This is a genomic window from Kribbella sp. NPDC050459, assembly GCF_040655315.1.
Taxonomy (GTDB): Bacteria; Actinomycetota; Actinomycetes; order Propionibacteriales; family Kribbellaceae; genus Kribbella.
In genome coordinates this window covers 556,807-577,893 of record NZ_JBFAJQ010000001.1, presented here as the reverse complement: position 1 = coordinate 577,893, position 21,087 = coordinate 556,807, and the positions used below count along the sequence as shown (strand labels likewise).

Below are 21,087 nucleotides of genomic sequence, written 5' to 3'. Positions count from 1 at the left end.
ATGCGGATCCTCGTGTGGGGAGCGACGGGCTCTGTCGGAAGCCGGGTTGTCGCCGAGGCAACCGCCCGCGGTCACAGCGTCACCAGCGTCAGCCGGTCCGGCTCGGATCACCTGCGCGGTGATGCCTCCGACCCGGAGGACGTGGCGCGCTTGAGTGCTGGGCACGACGTGGTCATCAGCGCGACCCGGCCGCGGGACGGGAGTGAAGGTGAGCTCGTGGACACGGCCAAGGCCCTGCTGATCGGGCTGCGCGGCAGTGGCGCGCGGCTGGTTCTGGTAGGCGGTGCAGCGAGCCTGCTCGTGCCGGGGAGCGAGCTGACGCTCATGGAGTCCCCGGAGTTCCCGGCAGCGCTGTTGCCGATCGCCCGGGCATGCGCCGCGCAGTACGCGCTGATGCGGTCAGCTGATGCGTTGGACTGGACGTATGTGAGTCCGCCGGCCCTGCTGGAGCCTGGTCCGCGCACCGGGCGGTACCGCAAGGGCTACGACCACCTCGTGACCAGTGCGGCCGGCGAGTCCTCCATCTCGGTCGAGGACTTCGCCGTCGCACTGGTCGACGAGGCGGAGCAGGCTCAGCACATCGGACAGCGCTTCACCGTTGGCTACTAGATCAAGCCCTCGCGGAGTGCGTACGCGACGGCGTGTGAGCGGTTTCTGAGTTGCAGGCGGCTGGTGACGTCGTGCAGGACGTTCTTGACCGTGCGCTCCGAGTACGACAGCTCGCGCGCGATCTCCTGCGTGTCCTTGCCGTCCGCAACGAGTCGCAGTACCTGCGTCTCCCGGTCGGACAGACCGGTGTGGGCCAGCCCGCGCGGTGCCAGCACATGCCGCTCCATGCGCGACACCTGACCGAGCAACCGTCCCAGTAGGTCAGGTGGCAGGCTGCCGTCACCCGCGGCGGCGGCCTGCACCAGGTGCACGATGCGGTCGGCGGTCGCCTCGGTACGTCGCAGTACGCCGGAGACCCCCAGCTCGACCGCGGTCATCAGCGCCTCGTCGTCGATCGAGCTGCCGATCAGCACGGTCCGGCGGCAGCCCCGCTGTGCCGCCGACCGCAGTACGTGCACGGCGCCGGCGTCCAGCGCGTCGACGGCGACCAGCGCGACCACTGGCGAGGCGGTGCGCTGTCCGGCCGACGGCGCCGGCAAGAGAGCCGGCAGGTCGGCGTCGCCGATCAAGTTGATCTCCGGCCGCTGCCGCAGCGTGTGCACCAGCCCGAACTGCGAGAGCGGGTCGAGCGCCTTCACCCAGACCGGAATCCGGTTCTCCCCACGGTGGTGCCCGAGATGTTGCCCGTGGTGTTGCGTCATACGAACCCCCAAGTCGTCATTGTCCGCCCGATCGTGCTGCCCACACCTAACCTGATGCCCGAAAGGGCAGATCGGTTACGAATCGAGCGTCGTGAGCGCGCGGAGGGCGAGACGGTAGGAGTCGAGACCGAAGCCGGCGATGGTGCCGGTGGCGACCCCGGCGACGACGCTGGTGTGCCGGAAGTCCTCGCGGGTGGCGGGGTTGGTCAGGTGGATCTCGATCAGCGGAGCGGTCCGCTGCGCGATCGCGTCCCGCAGCGAGTACGAGTAGTGGGTGAACGCGGCCGGATTGAGGACGACCGGTGTCCGGCCGTCGGCCGCCTCGTGCAGCCAGCCGACCAGTTCGGCCTCGTCGTCGGTCTGCCGCACCTCGACCTCGAGCCCGAGTTCGGCACCGGTCTTCTCGCACACCCCGACCAGCTCGGCGAAGGTCGTCGTACCGTACTTCTCCGGCTCCCGCGACCCCAGGCGCCCGAGGTTCGGCCCGTTCAGTACCAGCACCCGCCTGCTCACATCCGTCACAGCACTCACCCTAGCGGCAGCCCGTCGAAGGCGGTTTCGGCTTCGGTCACGGCATCCAGGTAGCGGTCGCCGGCGCGCTGACCGGCGTCGATGGCGGCCCAGTTGCGGCGAGACAGGACCCGCTGGACCGACACCACCTGCGCGGCCAGGAGTTCGCCCACGAGATCGCCCCCGAGGGCGTCCGCGAGCGCGCTCTCGTCGTCGTCCATGAACTGGTGGAGCCGGGTCGTCAGCGCAGGCGTGGTGAAGACGAGCCGGTAGTACGCGAGGACCTGCGGGTGGTCGTTCAGGCCGGTGATGGGGTCGCGCGCGACGAGCCCGGCGAGGAAGTGCTCGCGCAACGCCCGGACGGGCGGAACCGCGGATGCTGTGACGACGCGGGCGGACTCGTGCCGGTGGTCGGCGATCCGGTGCAGTACGAGGTCCTGCTTGGTCGGGAAGTACTTGAACAGCGTCGGCTTGGAGACGTCGGCGGCCGCGGCGATGTCGGTCACCGACACCTCGTCGAAGCCGCGCTCCAGGAACAGCGCGATCGCCGCCTCGGACAGGGCGTCGTACGTCTGCTGCTTCTTCCGCTCGCGAAGTCCGGTCACGAGCCCATGTTAACCTAGGCAAAAGATTGACCGAGTTAATCTTTTGTGGAGGGGCGATGCGGGACATCAGCGAGGAGCGCGCGTACGCCGAGCGGTGCCGGGAGGCGCTGCACCGGATGGTCGCCGGCGCGCGGGAGAACGTGGCCGTCGGCGAGCACACCTGGGGCGACCGCTACACGGCCGAGCGGCTGGGCTACTACCTCAAGACGCTGGCCAGGGACATCGCCGACGAGGGCGAGAACCCGCCCTTCTTCGGCGTCATCGCGCACGGCGCCGACGCGAGCGAGCACAGCCGCCAGACCTACTACCTCGGACGCCGGCACATCGCGGACGCGATCGGCCGGCCGCCGATGGTGATCGACTGGCGCGCGCCGGTGTCCGCCGCGTTCTACCAAGCGTCCGCCGTCGAGCCGCGCGGTATCGACACCCGCCGCCGCTTCGGCTGGTCGGCCGGCGTCCTCACCGGCTTCGAGGACGAACACCTCCGGTCCGGCGGACCGTCGACGCCTGGCGAGCTCGTACGGCGCGAGATCGAGCGCGCCCGGGTCGGTCCGATGCGGGACATCGTCGCCACGATCCAGCCCGACCAGGACACGCTGGTCCGGACCGGCCTCGACGTCTCGGTCTGCGTCCAGGGCGCGCCGGGCACCGGCAAGACCGCTGTCGGCCTGCACCGCGCCGCCTACCTCCTGTACGCGCACCGTTCGCGGCTCGAACGCACCGGTGTCCTCGTCCTCGGGCCGAACCGCGCGTTCCTGCACTACATCTCCGCCGTGCTCCCGACGCTCGGCGAGGTGAACGTCGAGCAGACCACGATCGAGCAACTACTGGATCGCGAGGTGCGCGCGACCGACGATCCGGCGGCGGCCGCGGTCAAGCACGACGCGCGGATGGCCGACGTGCTGCACAAGGCGGTGTACGACCGGATCCGACCACCGGGGCAGGCGGTCGTGGTGAACGACGAGTCGTACAGGTGGCGGGTCGCCCAGCACGAGTTCGCGGAGATGGTGGCCGAGGCCGAGCCGACGACGTACCTGACCGGCCGGGAGCGGGTCGTCGCCCGCCTGGTCGCGGCGCTGCAACGGCAGGCCGAGGCGCGCGGGCAGAACTGCAACGGCGCCTGGCTGCGACGGATCGCTCGTGGCGTGACGCCGTACGTCGACGCGGTGTGGCCGCATCTGAAGGCCGAGGACGTGCTGGCCGAGTACCTGAGCGATCCCGGTCAGGTAGGCATCCTGACGTCCGACGAGCAGCGGGCGATCGCGTGGCCGCGGCCGCGGAAGGCGAAGAGCGCCCGCTGGACGGCGGCGGACGCGGTGCTGCTCGACGAGGTGAGTGCGTTGCTGGAGCGCCCGCCGACGTACGGGCATGTGATCGTGGACGAGGCGCAGGACCTCTCCCCCATGCAATGCCGAGCGATCGCGCGGCGCAGCGAGCACAGCTCGATCACGGTGCTCGGCGACCTCGCGCAGGGTACTGCGGCGTGGGCCGCAACCGACTGGCAGACGCAGCTCGCCCATCTCGGGAAGCCGTCCGCCGAGATCGTTGCGCTGAGCACCGGCTACCGGGTTCCGGCGACCGTGGTCGAGCTGGCGAATCGTCTCCTGACCGCACTCGACGCCAACGTACCGCCGACCACGTCGTACCGCTCCGACGGCGAGCTCACCGTCACCCGGGTCGATGACCTGGCGGCCGCCTGCGTCGACAGCGTCCGGCGCGCGCTCGACGCCGAGGGATCGATCGGCGTGATCGCGGCCGATGACCAACTGCCGGTGTTGACCGATGCGTTGAAGGCGGCCGGGATCGAGACCTCCGCGGCCGACGTGGACGGCCGCGTGACCGTCGTCCCGGCAAGCCTCGCCAAGGGGCTCGAGTACGACCATGTCATCGCCGTTGAGCCGACTGACATCGTCGCGGCGGAGACGCGCGGCCTCAACCGGCTGTACGTCGTCCTCACCCGGGCGGTGTCCCGGCTGGACATCCTGCACAGCCGGGACCTGCCTCCTGAGCTCTAGGGCGTGTCTAGCTCCAGGGTGCGCCGGGGCCGCCCATGCGCTGCGCGTACGGCGTACCGTGGCCGAGCTCACCGCGACGGATCGGCTTGTCGGTGAACGCGGATGCGTAGATGGCCGCTGCAAGTTCGAGCGTGTTGCGCGCCTCCGCCAGCGTCACCGGCGCCGGCTCCCCCGCGGCCTTGGCGTCGAGGATCGCGGCGAGCTGCGCGGTGTGACCGCTCGCGACGTCGGGCAGATCGGCCGACCAGGCGTCCGCGACGGCCTCGTGACCAGGCGCCGGCGTGATCGTCCAGTCCAGGTTCTTGTACCCGTACAGGTGTTCCAGCTCGACGGTCGCGTTCTCGCAGTCGAACCGCAGCTGCGACGTCTGCCGAGCCGAAACCAGCGAGTTCACGATCGAAGCGACCGCGCCGTTCTCGAACGTCACGAGCGCCATCGACACATCCTCGGTCTGCGTCGGCCGGGCCTGCCTGGCGGCCAGCGCGGTCACCTTCTCCCACGGGCCGAGGACCGACAACAGCAGGTCGTACTGGTGGATGCCGTGCCCCATCGTCGGGCCGCCGCCCTCGACGTCGAACGTCCCGCGCCACGGCACCGCGAAGTACGCGTCGTCGCGATACCAAACGGTGTTGCACAGGGCAACCAACGGGCGGCCGAGGACACCGTCGGCGAGCAGCTCGCGCAGCCGGACCGCGCCGGATCCGAACCGGTGCTGGAACACGCACGCGACCTGCGCCGCGGACTTCTCCTCCGCCGCCACCAGCGCGTCGAACTCGTCCAGCGACAGCGTCGGCGGCTTCTCCAGGTACACGTCGACATCCGCCGCGAGGCACTCGGCAGCCAGCGGGACGTGCGAGTTCGGCGGGGTGCACAGGTGGACCAGGTCGACCTGCCCGTCCGCGAGCAGATCGGTCAGGCTCGGGTAGGTCGCCGGGATGTTCCACTGGGCGGCGAACTTCTTCGCCCGGTCCAGATCGACGTCGACGGCCGCGACCAGCTCGGCCCGGTCCGGCAGCGCGGCGACGGCCCGCGCGTGCGAGCCGGCGATCCCACCGGTCCCGACGATCGCGATCCGATGCTTGCGGTCAGTCATGGAAAGCCCTTTCCGAGGCGTAGGCAGCATCGTCCGCCACCCCGGCGCCGTTCCACAACCCGCAGCCCGCCATCTGACCGCATCCGGTCGCCCGGTCGCCCCGGCTCTCCCGACCGCTCCGTGGGTACTGCGGACCTGGGTCACTCACCAACCGAAGCACCACGAGCCGCTGCACGCTCAGCTCCGCGCCCGGACCACCCGACAATCAGGGTTGGTGAGTGGCCCAGGTCCGGTGGATCGGTTGGTGGATCAACTGATCTCGCCGTACGCCGCGACCAGGAGGCTCGGGTCGGGAGCCTCGAGGATGGTGGGCTTCGCCAGCGCGTCGAGGACGACGAAGCGGAGCCGGTCGGCGCGGGTCTTCTTGTCGAGCTTCATCGCGTCCTGCAGGTGCGGCCAGGCGTCGGCGCGGTAGCTGACCGGGAGGCCGAGCGACTCCAGGACGGCGCGGTGCCGGTCGGCGGTCGCGTCGTCGAGGCGGCCGGCCGCGCGGGCCAGCTCGGCGACGAACACCATGCCGATGCTGATCGCGGCACCGTGGCGCCACTTGTACCGCTCGACGCGCTCGATCGCGTGGCCGAGCGTGTGCCCGTAGTTCAGCGCCTCGCGCCCGATCCGGCCGCCGGCCGTCGTCGTCCGCTCGCGGAGATCCGCGCCCACGGTGTCGGCCTTGACCTGGATCGACCGGGCGATCAGCTCCTCGGTCGCGGCGTACGACGGACTCGTCGCGCCGGACGGGTCCTTCTCGACCAGGTCGAGGATGACCGGGTCGGCGATGAAGCCGCACTTCACGACCTCGGCGAGGCCGCTGACGTAGTCGTTGACCGGCAGCGTCTCCAGCGCGGCCAGGTCGCACAGCACACCGGCCGGCTCCCAGAACGCGCCGACCAGATTCTTGCCCTCAGCGGTGTTGATCCCGGTCTTCCCGCCGACCGCCGCGTCGACCATGCCGAGCAGGGTGGTCGGGATGTGCACGACCTTGACGCCGCGCAGCCAGGTGGCGGCGACGAAACCGGCGAGGTCGGTCGTCGTCCCGCCGCCGACGCTGACGATCGCGTCCGAGCGGGTGAAGCCGGCCTGGCCGAGGACCGACCAGCAGTACGCCAGCACCTCGGCGGTCTTGGCCTCCTCGGCGTCCGGGATCTCGATCGCGTGCGCGGTGAAGCCCGACCCGGTCAGGTCGTCGCGGATCGCGTCGCCGGTCTCGCGCAGTGCGCGCGGGTGGATCACCGCCACCCGCTGCACGCCCTCGCCCAGCAGGCCGGGCAGCTCGCCGAGCAGGTTGTCGCCGATCACAACGTCGTACAGCGCGGCTGCCTGGACGCGGATCCGCGCGCTCACGAGAGCTGCCCCAGGATCTCGTCGGCGATCTGGTCCGGGGTCTTGGCGTCCGTCATCACGGTCAGCTTGGCGACCTCGGCGTACAACGGCCGCCGGGCTTCCATCAGGTTGCGCAGCTGGGTGCGAACGTTGCCGAGCAGGAGCGGCCGGGCGACGCTCAGCCCGACGCGCTTGGACGCCTCGCCGAGGCTGACGTCGAGGAACACCACGGTGTGGCCGGCCAGGTCCGCCCGGGTCGCCGGGTCCAGGATCGCGCCGCCGCCGAGCGACAGCACCTCGCCGTCGTCCAGCAGCGCGGCGACGATCGCGGCCCGCTCCAGCGCGCGGAACTGCGGTTCGCCCTCGTCGACGAAGATCTCGGAGATCGGCTTGCCCGCGCCGGCTTCGACGTCGGAGTCGGTGTCGCGATGCCTGGCTTCCAGCCGCTCGGCCAGCAGGGCCGCGATCGTGGACTTGCCCGATCCGGGCGGGCCGACCAGGACGACGACGGGGCTCACTCCCACTCCCGCGGGGTGATCGTGGCCGGCAGGTTCGCGAGGTACGACTGGTGGTTGCGCGCGGTCTCCGCGACCGAGTCGCCGCCGAACTTCTCCAGCGACACCTCGGCCAGCACCAGCGCGACCATCGCCTCGGCGACGATGCCGGCCGCCGGTACGGCGCAGACGTCCGAGCGCTGGTGGTGCGCCGCGGCGGCCTCGCCGGTCGCGGTGTCGATCGTGCGCAGCGCCCGCGGAACGGTCGCGATCGGCTTCATCGCGGCGCGCACCCGAAGCGTCTCACCGGTGCTCATGCCGCCCTCGGTGCCGCCCGAGCGGCCGCTGGTCCGCCGGACCGCGCCGTCCTCGGCGACGATCTCGTCGTGCGCCTGGGAACCCGGGGTCCGGGCCAGCTCGAAGCCGTCGCCGAGCTCGACGCCCTTGATCGCCTGGATGCCCATCAGCGCACCGGCCAGCTTGGAGTCGAGGCGGCGGTCCCAGTGCACGTAGCTGCCGAGGCCAGGCGGCAGCCCGTCGACGACGACCTCGACGACGCCGCCGAGCGTGTCACCGGCCTTCTGCGCGGCGTCGATCTCGGCGACCATCTGCTTGCTCGCGTCCGGGTCCAGGCAGCGCACCGGGTCCTCGTCCAGCCTGGCGACGTCGCCGTACGCCGGGATCACGCCGTACGGCGCCTTCACGGTGCCGAGCTCGACGACGTGGCTGACGATCGTCACGCCGTACGCCTGGCGGAGGAAGCGGGCCGCGATCTCGCCGAGCGCGACCCGGGCCGCGGTCTCGCGGGCACTGGCCCGCTCGAGCACCGGGCGGGCCTCGTCGAACCCGTACTTCTGCATGCCGGCCAGGTCGGCGTGACCGGGCCGCGGCCTGGTCAGCGGCGCGTTCCGGGCCAGGCCCTCGAGCGTCTCGGCGTCCACCGGGTCGGCGCTCATCACCTGCTGCCACTTGGGCCACTCGGTGTTCCCGACCTGGATCGCGACCGGGCTGCCGAGGGTCAGCCCGTGCCGGAACCCGCCGACGAACGTCACCTCGTCCCGCTCGAACTTCATCCGGGCGCCGCGGCCGTAGCCCAGCCGACGACGAGCCAGGGCGTCGGCCACGTCGTCCGTGGTGACCTCAACGCCTGCGGGAAGACCTTCGAGTACGGCGACGAGCGCTTGTCCGTGCGACTCGCCGGCGGTGAGCCAGCGCAGCATGGGCCCGATTCTTTCACGTCCGTCCCGACCCGCAGACACGGGTCTCAGACTCAGCCGCAGGCCTGGTTCTCCTGGGTCGGGCCGGTGCGCACCGCCAGGACCGCGTTGAAGGTCTTGGCGATCGGGGAGTCCTGACAGCTGGTGCTGGCCGTGGCTGCCTGACCGCCGGCGATCGCGGCGCCCGTGAGGGCCGCTGTGGCGAGGGCCGCCACGGCCAGGCGCCCGGCGGTACGACGGAATGCGGTGGTCATCATGCGCTCCTTCGAACGATCTGCTGATACAACGACCGTAGAAGCCAGAAGCGCCGCACGAACTGGCCCTGGAACCCGTCCTGAGGTAGCGCTGGCACCACCCCTCTATAGGGTCCTGGCATGACGCAGGGCATGACTCGAAGGGCTGAGGAGACGTGGCGGGCGCGGGTGCGTGGGTGCCTGCTGGGCGGTGCGATCGGGGACGCGCTCGGCGGGCCGGTGGAGTTCCAGGACGGTCGGTCGATCGTCGAAAAGCACCCGGACCGGCTGCGGAGGTTCGTCGACGGCGGTCCGGGCTGGCCGGCCGGGACGATCACCGACGACACGCAGATGACGTTGTTCACGGTCGAGGGGCTGATCCGCGCGGCTGTCCGGACCGACCGCGGGATCGGCTTCACCGTGGGCGTCGTCCACGGCGCGTACGACCGGTGGTTGGACACGCAGACGCTGCCGGGGCCGAGTGGTGAACGCAACGGATGGCTGCAGGGCGAGCAGTGGCTGTACGTGCGCCGGGCGCCGGGCAACACCTGCCTGACCGCGTTGACCGAGGCCCGGAAAGGCGAGCCGAAGATCCCGCAGCTCGGCGGGCAGGCCGTCAACGACTCGAAGGGTTGCGGCGGGGTGATGCGGGTCGCGCCGTTCGGGCTGCTGCCCGACTACTTCCCGGCCGACTGGGTGTTCGACAAGGCCGCGGAGGCCGCCGGGTACACCCACGGGCACCCGACCGGCAAGCTCGCCTCCGGGACGCTGGCCGCGATCATCCGCGAACTCTGCGACGGCGCCGGTCTCGACGAGGCGATCACGCGCGCGACGAGCCTGCTGATCCAGCACGACGGACACGAGGAGACCAGTACGGCGCTCGCGCTCGCCCGGCAGCTGGCCGCGACGGCGCCGGCGGGACCGGTCACTGTCGAGCGCCTGGGCGGCGGCTGGGTCGCCGAGGAGGCCCTGGCGATCGCCGTCTTCGCTGCGTTGTGCTACCCGGAGCCCGACCAGTTCCTCGACGCGCTCGCGCTGGCCGTCACGCATTCGGGCGACAGCGACTCGACCGGCGCGATCTGCGGGAACATCCTCGGCGCCCTCCACGGCGAGACTGCGCTGCCCGCCGAGCTCGTCTTCACCGTCGAGGGACGTCCGGTCATCCTCCAGCTCGCCGACGACTTCGCGCTGGAGTTCACCCAAGGCAGGCGGCTGCACGGCGACTACGGGCCGTACACCGCGTGGACCAACCGCTACCCGGGCGGCTGAATCGAGAGTTTGTGCTGGAACACGTTGCGCGGATCCCACTTCGCCTTGATCTGCTGCAGCCGTGGGTAGTTCCCCAGGTAGTACAGGTCGTGCCACGGCACCACGGACGTGTTGTACGCCGGATCCGCCAGGTCCACGTCCGGATAGTTGATGTACGACCCGGCGTTGATCGCGTTCGGCACCGGGACGCCGCCCGTGCCGCGGTAGATGTCGGCGTACACCTTCCGCGCCCACCCGATGTGCTTGTCGTCGTCGGCCGCCGCGGACCACGACGCGCTCAGCACCATCTTGGCGACCACGTCCCGCTGCGCGGCGGCGGTCGCGCCGGACGGCACCGTGTTCACCTTGCCGCCGTACGGGATCAGCAGCACCGAGGACTCCGGCCCGCTGTACGTCGCGTCCGTGAGCCCGCGGTACATGGCGAGGATCTGCTCGTCGGTGTACCCCTTCTTCAGGTAGCCGGCCTTGTACTTCCCGCGGCCGGGCGACGGCGTCTCCGCGATCGACCGCTCCATCGTGGTGTGCAGGAACGCTCCCTCGCCGACGTCGATCACCTGCGGCTTCGGGTCCACGCCGGCGACCATCGCGGCGTTGAACGCGTTCATCAGTCCGGCCGCGTCCGGCGCGGCCGCGTCGATCTGCGTGGACAGCAGGAACTGGCCCGCCGACGAGTGCGTGAGGATGCACGGCGCGTAGAGCGTCGCGTACGGCGAGTCGGCGGTGTTGTGCTGCTCGAAGAACGTGAACCAGTTCCGCACCGTGCGCAGGAACCCGGCCGGCGTCATCGTCTTCCAGTCGTAGAGCAGCAGGCTGGACCGCAACGCAGCCGGTGCCTTGGGCAACGAGTCGGCCGGCGCTCGGCCGGACGCGCCGGCGGTCCGCATCAGGTACCGGGTGACGACGCCGAAGTTCCCGCCGCCGCCACCGGTGTGCGCCCACCACAGGTCGCGGTGCGCGTTGTCCCGCGTGGCGACGACGGACCGGGCCCGTCCACGAGCGTCGACGACGACGATCTCCACCCCGTAGAGATGGTCGACGACCGAGCCGTACTTCCTGGACAGCGGCCCGTATCCGCCCCCGGCGAAATGGCCGCCGACGCCGACGCTCAGGCACCCGCCGCCCGGCACCGTGACACCCCAGCCGTAGAACAGGTCCTTGTAGACGGTCTCGAGCATCGCGCCCGCGCCGATCGAGAAGGCGCGGTACTGCGGGTCCCACGTCACGGCGTCGTACGTCGACATGTCGAGCAGCACCTCGACGTCGCCGCTGTCGACGAAGTCCTCGAAGCAGTGCCCGCCGCCGCGCACCGCGATCCGCTTCCCGCTCCGGACCGCCTCCTGCACGGCCGCGACCGCGTCCTCGGTCGACCTGATCACCCGCGCGTAGTCGGGTGTCGCCACGAACCGCCGGTTCTGGCCGCGCAGCACCAGGTCCTGGTACCGCGCGTCGTCCGGACGGATCGTGTCGCCGGCCGCGGTGCCGACGGCCGCCGACGCCGTACCAGGGATGGCGAGCGCGGCACCCGCGACAGCGGTTCCGGCCAGGAGACCACGACGACTGACTGGCATTGAGTTTCCCTCCCGAGAGTTCGAATGCTGCGACCCTAGGAAGGCAGGCAGTGTCCGCACATCAACCATCTGGTTGAGTCCGGTACTCCCCTATCCGGCGTACAGCCGCTCCAACGGCGCGCCCAGCAGGACACCGGCCAGCGCCCCGGCGAGCATGAACGGCCCGAACGGGACCATCTGTTTGCGGGTCATCACGCGGGTCGCGATCAGCACGATCCCGACGACCGAGCCGAGAAAGAACCCGCCGTACAGACCGGACGCGAACTCGCCCCAGCCGAGCCAGCCGAGCGCGAGCCCGAGCAGCCCCGACAACCGCACGTCACCGAACCCGACGCCGCGCGGGAACGCGAACCACAGCACGTAGAACACCGCGAACCCGATCGCTCCCGCGATCGCTGCCCGGCGCAACGATCCCCACTCCCCCGTCGCCGCCGCCGCGGCCACGAGTCCGGCGCCGACGACCGCGTACGTCGGCCAGATGATCACCGACGGCAGGAACCGCGTCCGCGCATCGATGTAGCCGAGGATCGCGCCCGCCACCGCCAGCACGAGCCACGTCGGCAGCACCGCATCCAGGCCGAGGAACAGGCCGAGCAGGCCGCCGGCGACCGCAGCCAGTCCGCCGCACCAGTACGCCGCGCGCCGGCCGGCCAGCGCCGCGTACGGGACCTTCGTCTCGCCCTCGTCCAGCTCCGGCTCCGGAATGCGGCGCATCAGCCAGGGACCGAGCACGGCCGCCACGGGACCACAGACGACCACGCCGATCCCGGCAGCGAGCAACGCGTTGTCAGCCGGCACGATCGACGACCCTAGACGATCTACCGGCCGGCGCGCGCGGCCGCCCGCCGGGCCAGCACCCGCGCGAGCACCAGAGCAGCAGCAACGAACAGCAGGAGGAGTCCGACGAGGACCGCGACCGTGCTCCAGAAGCCTTCGTTCTCGGTGACGTACGTGATCCGCTGGTACTCGTCGTCGTTCGCCGCCTGCGCGAACGTGAAGTCGTCGGTGATCTTGCCCGGCTCGCGGTACGTCGCGGTGTACGCGGTGAGGAAGTCGGTCGGCTTCGGCAGGATGTCGGTGTCCACCCGGCCGGCGAACAGCAGCTCCGGTGTGACGTCGGCGTCCGGCGTCTTCGTCGCGTCGACCCGGTGCTCCGAGGCGACGTACACCGTGACGAACTGGGTCGTGGTCGCGCCCTTGCTGAGCCGCATCGGGTACACGATCCGGTCCGACGCGAACGTCAGCCGCAACGGAGGCGTCGCGCCGCCGAGGCTCTCCCCGGCCCGCTTCGGGGCGAGCTTGACCGCGACGATCTCCCACTTCTCGGTCAGGTACGGCGTGAGGTTCGCGGCCAGCGTCGACGGTACGGCGTACCCGTTCGTGCGCAGCCAGTCCGTGACCGCCGTACCGCTGGACCCGCCGAGCCGGGTGATCGCGAACGGGCCGAGCGTCATCTGCTCCTTGACCGTCACGCCTGCCCCGGGAGCCGGGGCACCGGCCGTGTCACCCTTGCCGCGGCCGAGCCCGAGGTCGCGGAACGGCCAATAGGTCTTCTTCACCACGCGCTTCGGCTTCGTCAGCTGGCCGAGCCGGTAGAACAGGCTGTCGTCGTCGCCGAGGTCGACCTTCGCGGCCGCCGGGACCGGCATGATCCAGGCCGCCTTCTTCGACGCGCCGCGCACCGCCATCGAGAGCGTGATCTGCTCGGTGCCGCCCGAGTGCTGCACGAGCGCGTTCTCGCCGTACGCCCGGGCCGCCGACTGCGCGTCCGGCAGGTACCCGCCGCAGGCGCACGCCCACGCCGGAGTCACCCCGGCCGCGACGAACCCGACAGCCAGCACACCCGCGACCACCCGCCAAAGCTTCACGGGCCGAACACTAGCTAGCCGAAGGTGTACGCCGTGTGGAAGAAGTTCGACGAGTCGTACTTCTTCTTCGCGGCGTCCAGCTTCGCCGCGCTCGCGCCGTAGTACGAACTGACCGCCCGGCCGGTCTCGACGTAGTTCACGTAGGCGCCGGCGGAGAACGCGCGCACAGCTCGGTGACCGTTCGCGATGAAGGTCTGCGCGCCCCTGTTCTGCGCCGAGGAGTACCACTGGATGACGGCCAGGGCGCTCCGCCACGGCCACGACGATCCGCCGGCCGGCGTCTTCGCGGCCTGTCCGCCGAGCGGGTCGAGGATCGCCGACGCCGGTGTCGCGGCCCGCGCGGCGGCCTTCACCGCTCCGAGGAGCGCGGTGATCGTCGCGGCGTCCATCGGGCCCTTGAGCACGTCGGAGCCGGCGAGGAATCCCTGGCGCGGACTCGTCGTACCGCCGCCGAGGTACTTGACCGCTTCCAGGTGCGACTTGACCGACAGTGTCCGCGCGGACGCCTTCGCGCCGACGAACGACTCCAACTGGGCGGCCGCCGCGGTCGCGTCTCCGGTCGTGGACACGCCGAGCACCCGGACCGACAGCGTTCCGTTGCTCTTGGCATCGATATGCAGGTTGCCCCAGACCGTGGTGGGTGCGCTCTGGGCGAACTTCTGCCAGCCACGGACGACGGCCGCGGCCTGCGACTCCGGCCAGGTCAGCCGGAAGAACCCGAGCTTCGTCGCCGGGATCGTGGCGAACTGGAACGACGTCACCACCCCCAGATTGCCGCCGCCGCTGCCGCGCAGCGCGGTGAACAGCTCGGGCTCGGAGGAGGCGTTGACGGTGTGCGCCTTGCCGTCCGCGGTGACCACGCCCATCGACACGACCCGGTCACAGGTCAGGCCGTACGTCCTCGTGTGGATCCCCATCCCGCCGCCGAGGGTCAGGCCGGCCACGCCGACGGTCGGGCAGGTGCCGGTCGGCAGCGACCGGCCGTAGCGGTCGAGGAACGCGTGGACGTCGTACAGGCGGGCTCCGGCGCCGACCGTGAGGACGCCGTTCGCGTAGCTCATGGTCTTCAGGCCGCCGACGTCGAGCTGCAAGCCGTTGGCGATCGTCGACGCGCCGACGTACGAGTGACCGCCGCTCTTCGCGACGAGGACGAGCTTGTTGGTGCGGGCGAAGTCGATCGCCTTCTGCACGTCAGCGGGGCTCGCCGCCTTCACCACGGCGGTCGGGCGGACGCTGTCCCAGCGCGGGTTGAAGAGCTGGTGCGCGGCGGCGTACCCCGAGGTGGACGGCAGGTAGAGGCGGCCCTTCAGTGACCTGGCGAAGGTGTTCCAGTTCGGCCCGGCCCCCGTCTGCGTCGTCGCCGACGTGCCGGGGCTGCCGCCCGGTGTCGTGCTCTGGGTTGTGCTCGGTGCTGTGCTCGGTGTCGCGGAAGAGGTGGTGCTCGGCGGAGCTGTCGTCGAGCTGGTGGCGCTCGGGGTCTGCGACGGGCTCGCCGTACCGCCGGTGTCGTTCGTCGAGTCGCCGCAGCCGGCCACGGTGACCACGGCTCCGCCAACCCAAACGGCGCCGCCGGCTTTCAGAACGGTACGACGGTCAAGCAGGCTCACGATCCCCGAGCTCCTCACGCGCGGCAGCCCTCATGGCCGCCAGAGGAGCCGGCGACCTACCCGTCATCATCTCCACCTGGAGGGTCGCCTGATGCACGAGCAGATCAAGTCCGTTCAACAACTCCGTACCGACCCGGTGCGCCGCGATCGCGAGCCGTGTCGGCCACGGGTGGTACGCCACGTCGAACACCACCGGCGCGACGCCGGCGAAGTGCTCGGCCCACGGGTCGGCCGCGCCGCCGGGCAGTGTCGACACGCACAGGTCGAAGCCGCCGATCTGCTCGACCTGCGAGAAGTCCGCGACCGCCGTCCGGAGCCCGAGCTCCGCGGCCAGATCGCGCAGGCGCTCGGCCTTGGCGATCTCACGGACGACGAGGGTCACCTCGCTCACCTGCAGACCGCGCAGCGCGGCGAGGGTCGAGGCTGCCGTCGCTCCACCGCCCAGCACGACCGCGGACTCGGCGGCGGTGATGCCGCGCTCGGCGAACGCGTTCACCAGCCCCGGTACGTCGGTGTTGTGCGCGGATCGAGATCCGTCCGGCTCGAGCAGCATCGTGTTCGCCGCGCCGATCAGCTCCGCGACCGGGTCCACCGTGTCCACGAGGTCGAGCGCGACGCGTTTCAAAGGCATCGTCAGCGACAGCCCGCGGACGTCCTGACCGAGGCCCGCCACGAACCCGGCGAGCTCGGCTTCCTCCACCTCGTACGCGTCGTACTGCCAGTCCAGGCCGAGGGCGGCGTACGCGGCCCGGTGCATCGCCGGGGACAGCGAGTGCGCGATCGGCGAACCGAGCACCGCGCACCGCGTCATCAGCACCGGCCCTTGTGCGCCTGGCACCAGGCCTGGAGCTTCGCCACGTTCGCCTCGTGCTCCTGGTTGGTGCTGGCGAACGCGGTCTCGCCGGTGTCCAGGTTGACCAGCGTGAAGTACAGCCAGGAACCCTGCGCCGGGTTGATCGCGGCCCGCAGCTCGTCACGGGTCGGCGAGTTGATCGGCGTCGGCGGCAGGCCCTTGTGCAGGTAGGTGTTGTACGGCGACGGGTCCTTCCGCTGCTCGGGCGTGGTGAAGACACCGCCGTCCCGGCCGACCACGTAGTGGATCGTCGAGTCCATCTGCAGCCGCATCCCGGCCGCGAGCCGGTTGTAGATCACCCGCGCGACCTTCGCGTAGTCCTGCGACCTGTTGGTCTCCGCGCCGATGATGCTGGCCACGATGACTGCCTGGTACGGGTCGAGCTTCTTCCGGCCCGCCGTGTTCACCAGATTCAGCGAGGCCGCGTTCTTGTTGTACTCGGCGGTCATCAGCTTGAGCATCGTGTAGGCGTTCGCGTTCTTCGGCACGTCGTACGTCCCCGGGGACAGGAAGCCCTCGGCGTTGTTGTGCGCATACGGCGGGAGGCCGAGCAGAGCGGGCTTGCCGAGCGCGGTCGCGGCGGCGCCGGCCGGCAGCTTCAGCTTCGAGCCCTGCAGGATCAGCGCGACCTCGGCCTTGGTCTTACCGGCCGGGACGCTGATCCGGGCCACCCTGACCGACTCGGCGGTGTTCAGCATCAGCGCGAGGGCCGCCTTGGCCGACATGTGCTTGCGCAGCGTGTACGTCGCCGCCTGGATCTGCAGTGAGCGCGGGTCGTCGCGGGCCACCCGCTCGAAGGCGCGGGCGCTCTTCACGACCTCCTTCTTCTCCAAGGTGTCCGCGATCGACGCGGTCGCCTGGCCCTTGGTGATCTCGACGACCACCGTGCCGGTGCCGGCGCCCTCGTAGTCGGGCGCGGAGAACAGGCCCTCGAGCGCGTCCTTGCCCTTGCCGAAGCCGACCACCGCGCCGGCCACCAGGGCACCGACGACGAGCAGCGAGACCAGGCCGGCGAAGCAGCCGAACGCGCGCCGGCCGCGGGCGCGGCGCCGGTTGGCGCGCCGCTCCACGCGGGACTCGGCGCGCAGCCCGAGCCCGCTGCCGAGGTCCTCGCCCTCGCTGGTCTGTTCGTCTACCGACGGTCCGTTCACAGGGGCCTCCCGGGTGGGTTGCCGGTCTCGCGCTCGAGGTCGAGCGCGTGCTGGAGAATCACGACCGCCGCGGCCTGGTCGACCACGGCCCGTCGCTTCGAGCCCTTCTTTCCCCGTTCCCGCAACATCCGCTCGGCGGTGACGGTGGTGAACCGCTCGTCCACCAGCCGCACCGTCGTTCCGGTGTCCTTCTCGTGCACCTTGTCCCGCACCTGCTCCGCCGTCTCCCGGATCTTCACCGCGGCCGGCCCCTCGCCCCCGGACAGGGAACGCGGCAGCCCGACCACGATCTCGAACGCCTCCAGTTCGGCGGCGAGTGCCGCGATCCTATCCAGATCGCCGGGGCCACGCCGGACGGTCTCCACAGGCGTGGCCAGGATCCCCTGCGGATCGCTGCTGGCGACGCCGATCCGGGCGTCCCCGATGTCCAGCGCGATCCGCACGCCACGTCTCATCTGACCACGTCCCTCAGCCGGTCACCTGGTGACCGATGGCGTGCTCGACGGCGCTCAGCGCGTCACCGGCACCGGCCGCGTCCGTGCCGCCACCCTGCGCGACATCGTCCTTGCCGCCGCCCCGGCCGCCGAGCTTCTCGGCCGCGACCCGAACCAGGTCGCCGGCCTTCAGCCGCCACTCGCGAGCGGTGTCGTTGAGCGCGATCACCACGCCGGGCTTGCCGTCGTTCACGCTCAGCACGGCGACAACGGCCGGCTTGTCGTTGCCCATCCGGCCGCGGACGTCCAGCGCCAGCTTGCGCAGGTCGCCGCCGTTGACGCCGTCGGGTGCGCGATGGCCGACGTACTGGACGCCGAAGACGTCCTTCGGCTCCTTCGCGAGCTCGGCCGCGGCCTCCAGCACCCGCGCGGCGCGGACCCGCTCGAGCTCCTTCTCGGCCACCCGCAGCCGCTCGGCCAGGTCGGCGACCTTGGCGGGCAGCTCCTCCGGGCGGGCCTTCAGGTTCTCGCTCAGCAGCCGGACCAGCGCCCGCTCGCGGCCGAGGTAGTGCAGCGCCTCCATGCCGACGAACGCCTCGATCCGCCGGACCCCGGCGCCGACCGAGGACTCGCCGGTGACGGTCAGCGCGCCGACCTGCGACGAGTGCTTCACGTGCGTGCCACCGCAGAGCTCACGCGACCACGGCCCGCCGATCTCGACCACACGGACCTGCTCGTCGTAGGTCTCGCCGAACAGCGCCAGCGCACCCCAGTCCCGGGCCTCCGGCAGCGACATGTACTGCGCCGACACCGGCAGGTCCTGCCGGACCGCGAGATTCGCGACTTCCTCGATCTCCGACCGGGTCGCCGCGTCCAGCGCCGACGACCACGCGAAGTCGAGCCGCAGGTAGCCGGGCTTGTTGTACGAACCGCTCTGCAGCGCGTTCGGGCCGAGCACCTGGCGCAGCGCGGCGTGCACGACGTGCGTGCCGGAGTGCGCCTGGCAGGCCGAGACCCGCCACTCGTGGTCGACGGCCGCGTGCACGTCCTCGCCCGGACGCAGGACGCCCTCGAGGATCTCGACCTTGTGCACGATCAGGCCCTTGACCGGCCGCTGCACGTCGAGCACCTTCAGCTTCAGGCCGTCACCGGTGATCAGGCCCTCGTCGGCGATCTGGCCGCCGGACTCGGCGTAGAACGGGGTCTTCTCGAGCACGACCTCGACGGTCTCGCCCTGCTCGGCGAACTGCGCGACCGCGCCGTCCCGGAGCAGGCCGCGGACCTGCGAGTCCGACGAGAGCTCCTGGTACCCGGTGAACTCGGTGACGCCCTTCTCCCGCAGCTCCCGGTAGCCCGAGGTGTCCGCGTGGCCGGCCTTCTTCGCGCGCGCGTCGGCCTTGGCCCGCTCGCGCTGTTCCTTCATCAGCGAGCGGAAGCCCTCGGTGTCGACGTTCAGGCCCTGCTCGGCGGCCATCTCGATCGTCAGGTCGATCGGGAAGCCGTACGTGTCGTGCAGCTGGAACGCCTTCGCGCCCTCCAGCTGGTGCGCGCCGCTCTCCTTGGTCGCCTTGACGGCGACGTCGAAGATCGTCGTACCGGCCGTGAGGGTCCGGCGGAACGCCTCCTCCTCGGCGTACGCGACCTGGCTGATCCGGCCGAAGTCGGTGACCAGCTCCGGGTACGACTTCTTCATCTGCTCCAGGCTCACCGGGAGCAACTCGACCAGGCTCGGGTCCTCGTAGCCGAGCAGGCGCATCGAGCGGATCGCCCGGCGCAGCAGGCGGCGCAGCACGTACCCGCCCTGCTCGTTGCCCGGCGTGACGCCGTCGCCGATCAGCATCAGCGCGCTGCGTACGTGGTCCGCGACGACCCGGAACCGGACGTCGTCCTCGTGCCCGGCGCCGTACTTGCGGCCGGTCAGCTCGGTCGCCTTCTCGATCACCGGGTAGATCTCGTCGATCTCGTACATGTTGTCGACGCCCTGCAGCAGGTACGCGACCCGCTCCAGGCCGAGACCGGTGTCGATGTTCTTCTTCGGCAGCTCGCCGAGGATCGGGTAGCCCTCCTTGCCGCCGCCCTCACCGCGGATGTTCTGCATGAAGACCAGGTTCCAGAACTCCAGGTAGCGGTCGCCCGCCTCCCAGTCCCGGTCGGCGCCGAACTCCGGGCCGCGGTCGATCAGGATCTCCGAGCACGGGCCGCACGGGCCGGGGATGCCCATCGACCAGAAGTTGTCCTTCATGCCGAGCCGGACGATCCGGTCGTCGGGCAGGCCGGCGACCCGCTTCCAGATGTCGATCGCCTCGTCGTCCTCGTAGTACACCGAGGCGTACAGGACCGACTCGTCGAACCCGTAGCCGCCCTCGTTCTGGGGCTTGGTGACCAGCTCCCAGGCGTACTCGATGGCCTTGTCCTTGAAGTAGTCGCCGAAGGAGAAGTTGCCGTTCATCTGGAAGAACGTGCCGTGCCGGGTGGTCTTGCCGACCTCGTCGATGTCGAGCGTCCGCACGCACTTCTGCACGCTGGTCGCCCGCGGGTACGGCGGGGTCTGCTGGCCGACGAAGTACGGCACGAACTGGGCCATGCCGGCGACGTTGAACAGCAGGTTCGGGTCCGGCGACGGCAGCGGCGCGCTCGGCACCACGGTGTGGCCGCGGTCCTCGAAGTACTGCAGGAACCGCCGCCTGATCTCACTGGTTTCCATGGGTGTTACCGGTAGTCCTCACGATCGTTGGTGTTCTCGATGCCCAGCGCGTCGCGCAGCTCGGTCTCCCGCTCGGCCATGCCCTCGCGGACCTGGTCGCCGAAGTGCCGGACCGCGGCGGCCAGCTTGGCCGCGGATTCCTGGACGCTGTCCGGCGCGAGGATCTGGGCGCGCTTCTTCAGCCGGGTGACGGCGTAGACGCCGACGGCGATCCCGACGATCAGCCAGAAGATCCGCTTCACCGCTTCCGCGCCTTCCGCTCGGCCTTCATCTCGTCCTTGACGCGCTTGGCGACGTCCTTGCGCTGTTGCTCGCCAAGTGCCCGGCGCACGCCGTACGAGAACGCGGCCGCCTTCACCAGCGGGCCGCCGGCGGTGGCCGAGAACAGCGACATCAGCGCGGCCGCGTTGGTGGTCACGGTGGTCGCGTTGTCGGTGATCGTGTCCACCTTCGCCAACTGGGCGTTGGTGGTCGCCACCGTGGTGGTCACCTCGCCGAGCAGCGGGATACTGGAGTCGGAGACGCCCTTCACCATGATCCGGGTCTCGTCGAACACCTTGCCGAGCTTCAGGATCGGATAGGCCAGCAGGCCCACCAGGATGAGCAGCGCGCAGGCGGCTATCAGCCCCGCGACTTCACCGACGCTCATGGAAACGATCCACCTTCCGTAGCGACCTCATGCGACCTGACGCGAACTCTCCGCGACTCTGCGCGACTCTCCGCGTCACTGTGGACCGCCTGACCTTATCGCGCGGCCCTGTCACACTCCGCTCCAGGACACCATCCCTCACATCACAGTCCCCCACCAAACCGCAGCACCGGGGACGTGCGAGTTC

General features: G+C 70.7%; 21 protein-coding genes. 3 read left to right on the top strand and 18 right to left on the bottom strand.

What is annotated here, in order from left to right; translation table 11 throughout:
* Entirely contained in the window at positions 1-609 is a 609-nt protein-coding gene (locus tag AB0I12_RS02730) for an NAD(P)H-binding protein (RefSeq protein WP_359923564.1), read from the top strand.
* On the opposite strand, the gene AB0I12_RS02725 is transcribed toward AB0I12_RS02730, so the two are convergent.
* From AB0I12_RS02725 to AB0I12_RS02715, 3 genes are all read right to left on the bottom strand, one after another.
* Positions 606-1,322, bottom strand: coding sequence for a response regulator transcription factor (locus tag AB0I12_RS02725; RefSeq protein ID WP_359923562.1), 717 nt, complete (start codon positions 1,320-1,322; stop codon positions 606-608). The genes AB0I12_RS02730 and AB0I12_RS02725 overlap by 4 nt on opposite strands.
* Before the next feature lie 63 nt (positions 1,323-1,385).
* Entirely contained in the window at positions 1,386-1,823 is a 438-nt protein-coding gene (aroQ, locus tag AB0I12_RS02720; RefSeq protein WP_359925115.1) for a type II 3-dehydroquinate dehydratase, read from the bottom strand.
* 14 nt (positions 1,824-1,837) lie between these two features.
* Complete coding sequence (locus AB0I12_RS02715) at positions 1,838-2,425, bottom strand: TetR family transcriptional regulator (protein ID WP_359923559.1); 588 nt, start codon at positions 2,423-2,425, stop codon at positions 1,838-1,840.
* A gap of 56 nt (positions 2,426-2,481) precedes the next feature.
* Here AB0I12_RS02715 and AB0I12_RS02710 point away from each other — a divergent pair, with 56 nt between their 5' ends.
* On the top strand, positions 2,482-4,440 hold the full coding sequence (locus AB0I12_RS02710; protein WP_359923556.1) for an AAA family ATPase: 1,959 nt from the start codon (positions 2,482-2,484) through the stop codon (positions 4,438-4,440).
* 7 nt (positions 4,441-4,447) lie between these two features.
* On the opposite strand, the gene AB0I12_RS02705 is transcribed toward AB0I12_RS02710, so the two are convergent.
* From AB0I12_RS02705 to AB0I12_RS02685, 5 genes are all read right to left on the bottom strand, one after another.
* Complete coding sequence (locus tag AB0I12_RS02705; protein ID WP_359923554.1) at positions 4,448-5,533, bottom strand: Gfo/Idh/MocA family oxidoreductase; 1,086 nt, start codon at positions 5,531-5,533, stop codon at positions 4,448-4,450.
* Between the two features lie 249 nt (positions 5,534-5,782).
* Positions 5,783-6,874: a 3-dehydroquinate synthase gene (gene aroB / locus AB0I12_RS02700; RefSeq protein WP_359923551.1), complete on the bottom strand. Its 1,092-nt coding sequence runs from the start codon at positions 6,872-6,874 to the stop codon at positions 5,783-5,785.
* Positions 6,871-7,371, bottom strand: coding sequence for a shikimate kinase (locus AB0I12_RS02695; RefSeq protein ID WP_359923549.1), 501 nt, complete (start codon positions 7,369-7,371; stop codon positions 6,871-6,873). The genes aroB and AB0I12_RS02695 overlap by 4 nt, the downstream gene beginning before the upstream one ends.
* Positions 7,368-8,567 (bottom strand): chorismate synthase, encoded by a 1,200-nt coding sequence (aroC, locus tag AB0I12_RS02690; protein ID WP_359923546.1) that lies wholly within the window; start codon positions 8,565-8,567, stop codon positions 7,368-7,370. The genes AB0I12_RS02695 and aroC overlap by 4 nt, the downstream gene beginning before the upstream one ends.
* A 50-nt stretch (positions 8,568-8,617) precedes the next feature.
* Positions 8,618-8,818, bottom strand: a complete 201-nt coding sequence (locus AB0I12_RS02685; protein WP_355691658.1) for a hypothetical protein — start codon at positions 8,816-8,818, stop codon at positions 8,618-8,620.
* 120 nt (positions 8,819-8,938) lie between these two features.
* On the opposite strand from AB0I12_RS02685, the gene AB0I12_RS02680 reads away from it, so the two are divergent.
* Entirely contained in the window at positions 8,939-10,066 is a 1,128-nt protein-coding gene (locus AB0I12_RS02680) for an ADP-ribosylglycohydrolase family protein (RefSeq protein ID WP_359923543.1), read from the top strand.
* Here the strand turns inward: AB0I12_RS02680 and AB0I12_RS02675 are convergent.
* The 10 genes from AB0I12_RS02675 to AB0I12_RS02630 form a co-directional block, all read right to left on the bottom strand.
* Positions 10,051-11,634 carry an FAD-binding protein gene (locus tag AB0I12_RS02675; protein WP_359923541.1) on the bottom strand — a complete coding sequence of 528 codons (1,584 nt, stop codon included), beginning with the start codon at positions 11,632-11,634 and terminating at the stop codon, positions 10,051-10,053. The genes AB0I12_RS02680 and AB0I12_RS02675 overlap by 16 nt on opposite strands.
* A 90-nt stretch (positions 11,635-11,724) precedes the next feature.
* On the bottom strand, positions 11,725-12,432 hold the full coding sequence (locus tag AB0I12_RS02670; RefSeq protein ID WP_359923539.1) for an A24 family peptidase: 708 nt from the start codon (positions 12,430-12,432) through the stop codon (positions 11,725-11,727).
* A gap of 20 nt (positions 12,433-12,452) precedes the next feature.
* The gene (locus tag AB0I12_RS02665) at positions 12,453-13,502 is read right to left on the bottom strand and encodes a DUF2330 domain-containing protein (protein WP_359923536.1); all 1,050 of its coding nucleotides are present in this window, start codon (positions 13,500-13,502) and stop codon (positions 12,453-12,455) included.
* A gap of 14 nt (positions 13,503-13,516) precedes the next feature.
* The gene (locus tag AB0I12_RS02660; protein WP_359923533.1) at positions 13,517-15,109 is read right to left on the bottom strand and encodes an FAD-binding oxidoreductase; all 1,593 of its coding nucleotides are present in this window, start codon (positions 15,107-15,109) and stop codon (positions 13,517-13,519) included.
* A complete protein-coding gene (locus tag AB0I12_RS02655) occupies positions 15,096-15,920 on the bottom strand; it encodes a shikimate dehydrogenase (RefSeq protein WP_359925113.1) in 825 nt (274 codons plus the stop codon). The genes AB0I12_RS02660 and AB0I12_RS02655 overlap by 14 nt, the downstream gene beginning before the upstream one ends.
* A complete protein-coding gene (gene mltG / locus AB0I12_RS02650; protein WP_359923530.1) occupies positions 15,920-17,113 on the bottom strand; it encodes an endolytic transglycosylase MltG in 1,194 nt (397 codons plus the stop codon). The genes AB0I12_RS02655 and mltG overlap by 1 nt, the downstream gene beginning before the upstream one ends.
* Positions 17,110-17,568, bottom strand: a complete 459-nt coding sequence (gene ruvX / locus AB0I12_RS02645; protein ID WP_359923527.1) for a Holliday junction resolvase RuvX — start codon at positions 17,566-17,568, stop codon at positions 17,110-17,112. Before ruvX ends, mltG begins: the two co-directional genes overlap by 4 nt.
* Positions 17,569-17,581: 13 nt before the next feature.
* A complete protein-coding gene (gene alaS, locus AB0I12_RS02640) occupies positions 17,582-20,251 on the bottom strand; it encodes an alanine--tRNA ligase (protein ID WP_359923526.1) in 2,670 nt (889 codons plus the stop codon).
* A 5-nt stretch (positions 20,252-20,256) separates the two neighbouring features.
* The gene (locus tag AB0I12_RS02635; protein ID WP_359923523.1) at positions 20,257-20,493 is read right to left on the bottom strand and encodes a DUF6167 family protein; all 237 of its coding nucleotides are present in this window, start codon (positions 20,491-20,493) and stop codon (positions 20,257-20,259) included.
* Positions 20,490-20,900: a DUF948 domain-containing protein gene (locus AB0I12_RS02630; RefSeq protein WP_359923521.1), complete on the bottom strand. Its 411-nt coding sequence runs from the start codon at positions 20,898-20,900 to the stop codon at positions 20,490-20,492. The genes AB0I12_RS02635 and AB0I12_RS02630 overlap by 4 nt, the downstream gene beginning before the upstream one ends.
* Between the last annotated feature and the right edge of the window lie 187 nt (positions 20,901-21,087).

Excerpts from the sequence above, each read along its gene's own strand:
- AB0I12_RS02730 (WP_359923564.1), top strand. The coding sequence starts at position 1 with ATGCGGATCCTCGTGTGGGGAGCGACGGGCTCTGTCGGAAGCCGGGTT.
- AB0I12_RS02710 (WP_359923556.1), top strand. The coding sequence starts at position 2,482 with ATGCGGGACATCAGCGAGGAGCGCGCGTACGCCGAGCGGTGCCGGGAG.
- AB0I12_RS02705 (WP_359923554.1), bottom strand. The coding sequence starts at position 5,533 with ATGACTGACCGCAAGCATCGGATCGCGATCGTCGGGACCGGTGGGATC.
- aroC (WP_359923546.1), bottom strand. The coding sequence starts at position 8,567 with ATGCTGCGCTGGCTCACCGCCGGCGAGTCGCACGGACAAGCGCTCGTC.
- AB0I12_RS02685 (WP_355691658.1), bottom strand. The coding sequence starts at position 8,818 with ATGACCACCGCATTCCGTCGTACCGCCGGGCGCCTGGCCGTGGCGGCC.
- AB0I12_RS02680 (WP_359923543.1), top strand. The coding sequence starts at position 8,939 with ATGACGCAGGGCATGACTCGAAGGGCTGAGGAGACGTGGCGGGCGCGG.
- AB0I12_RS02675 (WP_359923541.1), bottom strand. The coding sequence starts at position 11,634 with ATGCCAGTCAGTCGTCGTGGTCTCCTGGCCGGAACCGCTGTCGCGGGT.
- AB0I12_RS02655 (WP_359925113.1), bottom strand. The coding sequence starts at position 15,920 with ATGACGCGGTGCGCGGTGCTCGGTTCGCCGATCGCGCACTCGCTGTCC.
- ruvX (WP_359923527.1), bottom strand. The coding sequence starts at position 17,568 with ATGAGACGTGGCGTGCGGATCGCGCTGGACATCGGGGACGCCCGGATC.
- alaS (WP_359923526.1), bottom strand. The coding sequence starts at position 20,251 with ATGGAAACCAGTGAGATCAGGCGGCGGTTCCTGCAGTACTTCGAGGAC.
- AB0I12_RS02630 (WP_359923521.1), bottom strand. The coding sequence starts at position 20,900 with ATGAGCGTCGGTGAAGTCGCGGGGCTGATAGCCGCCTGCGCGCTGCTC.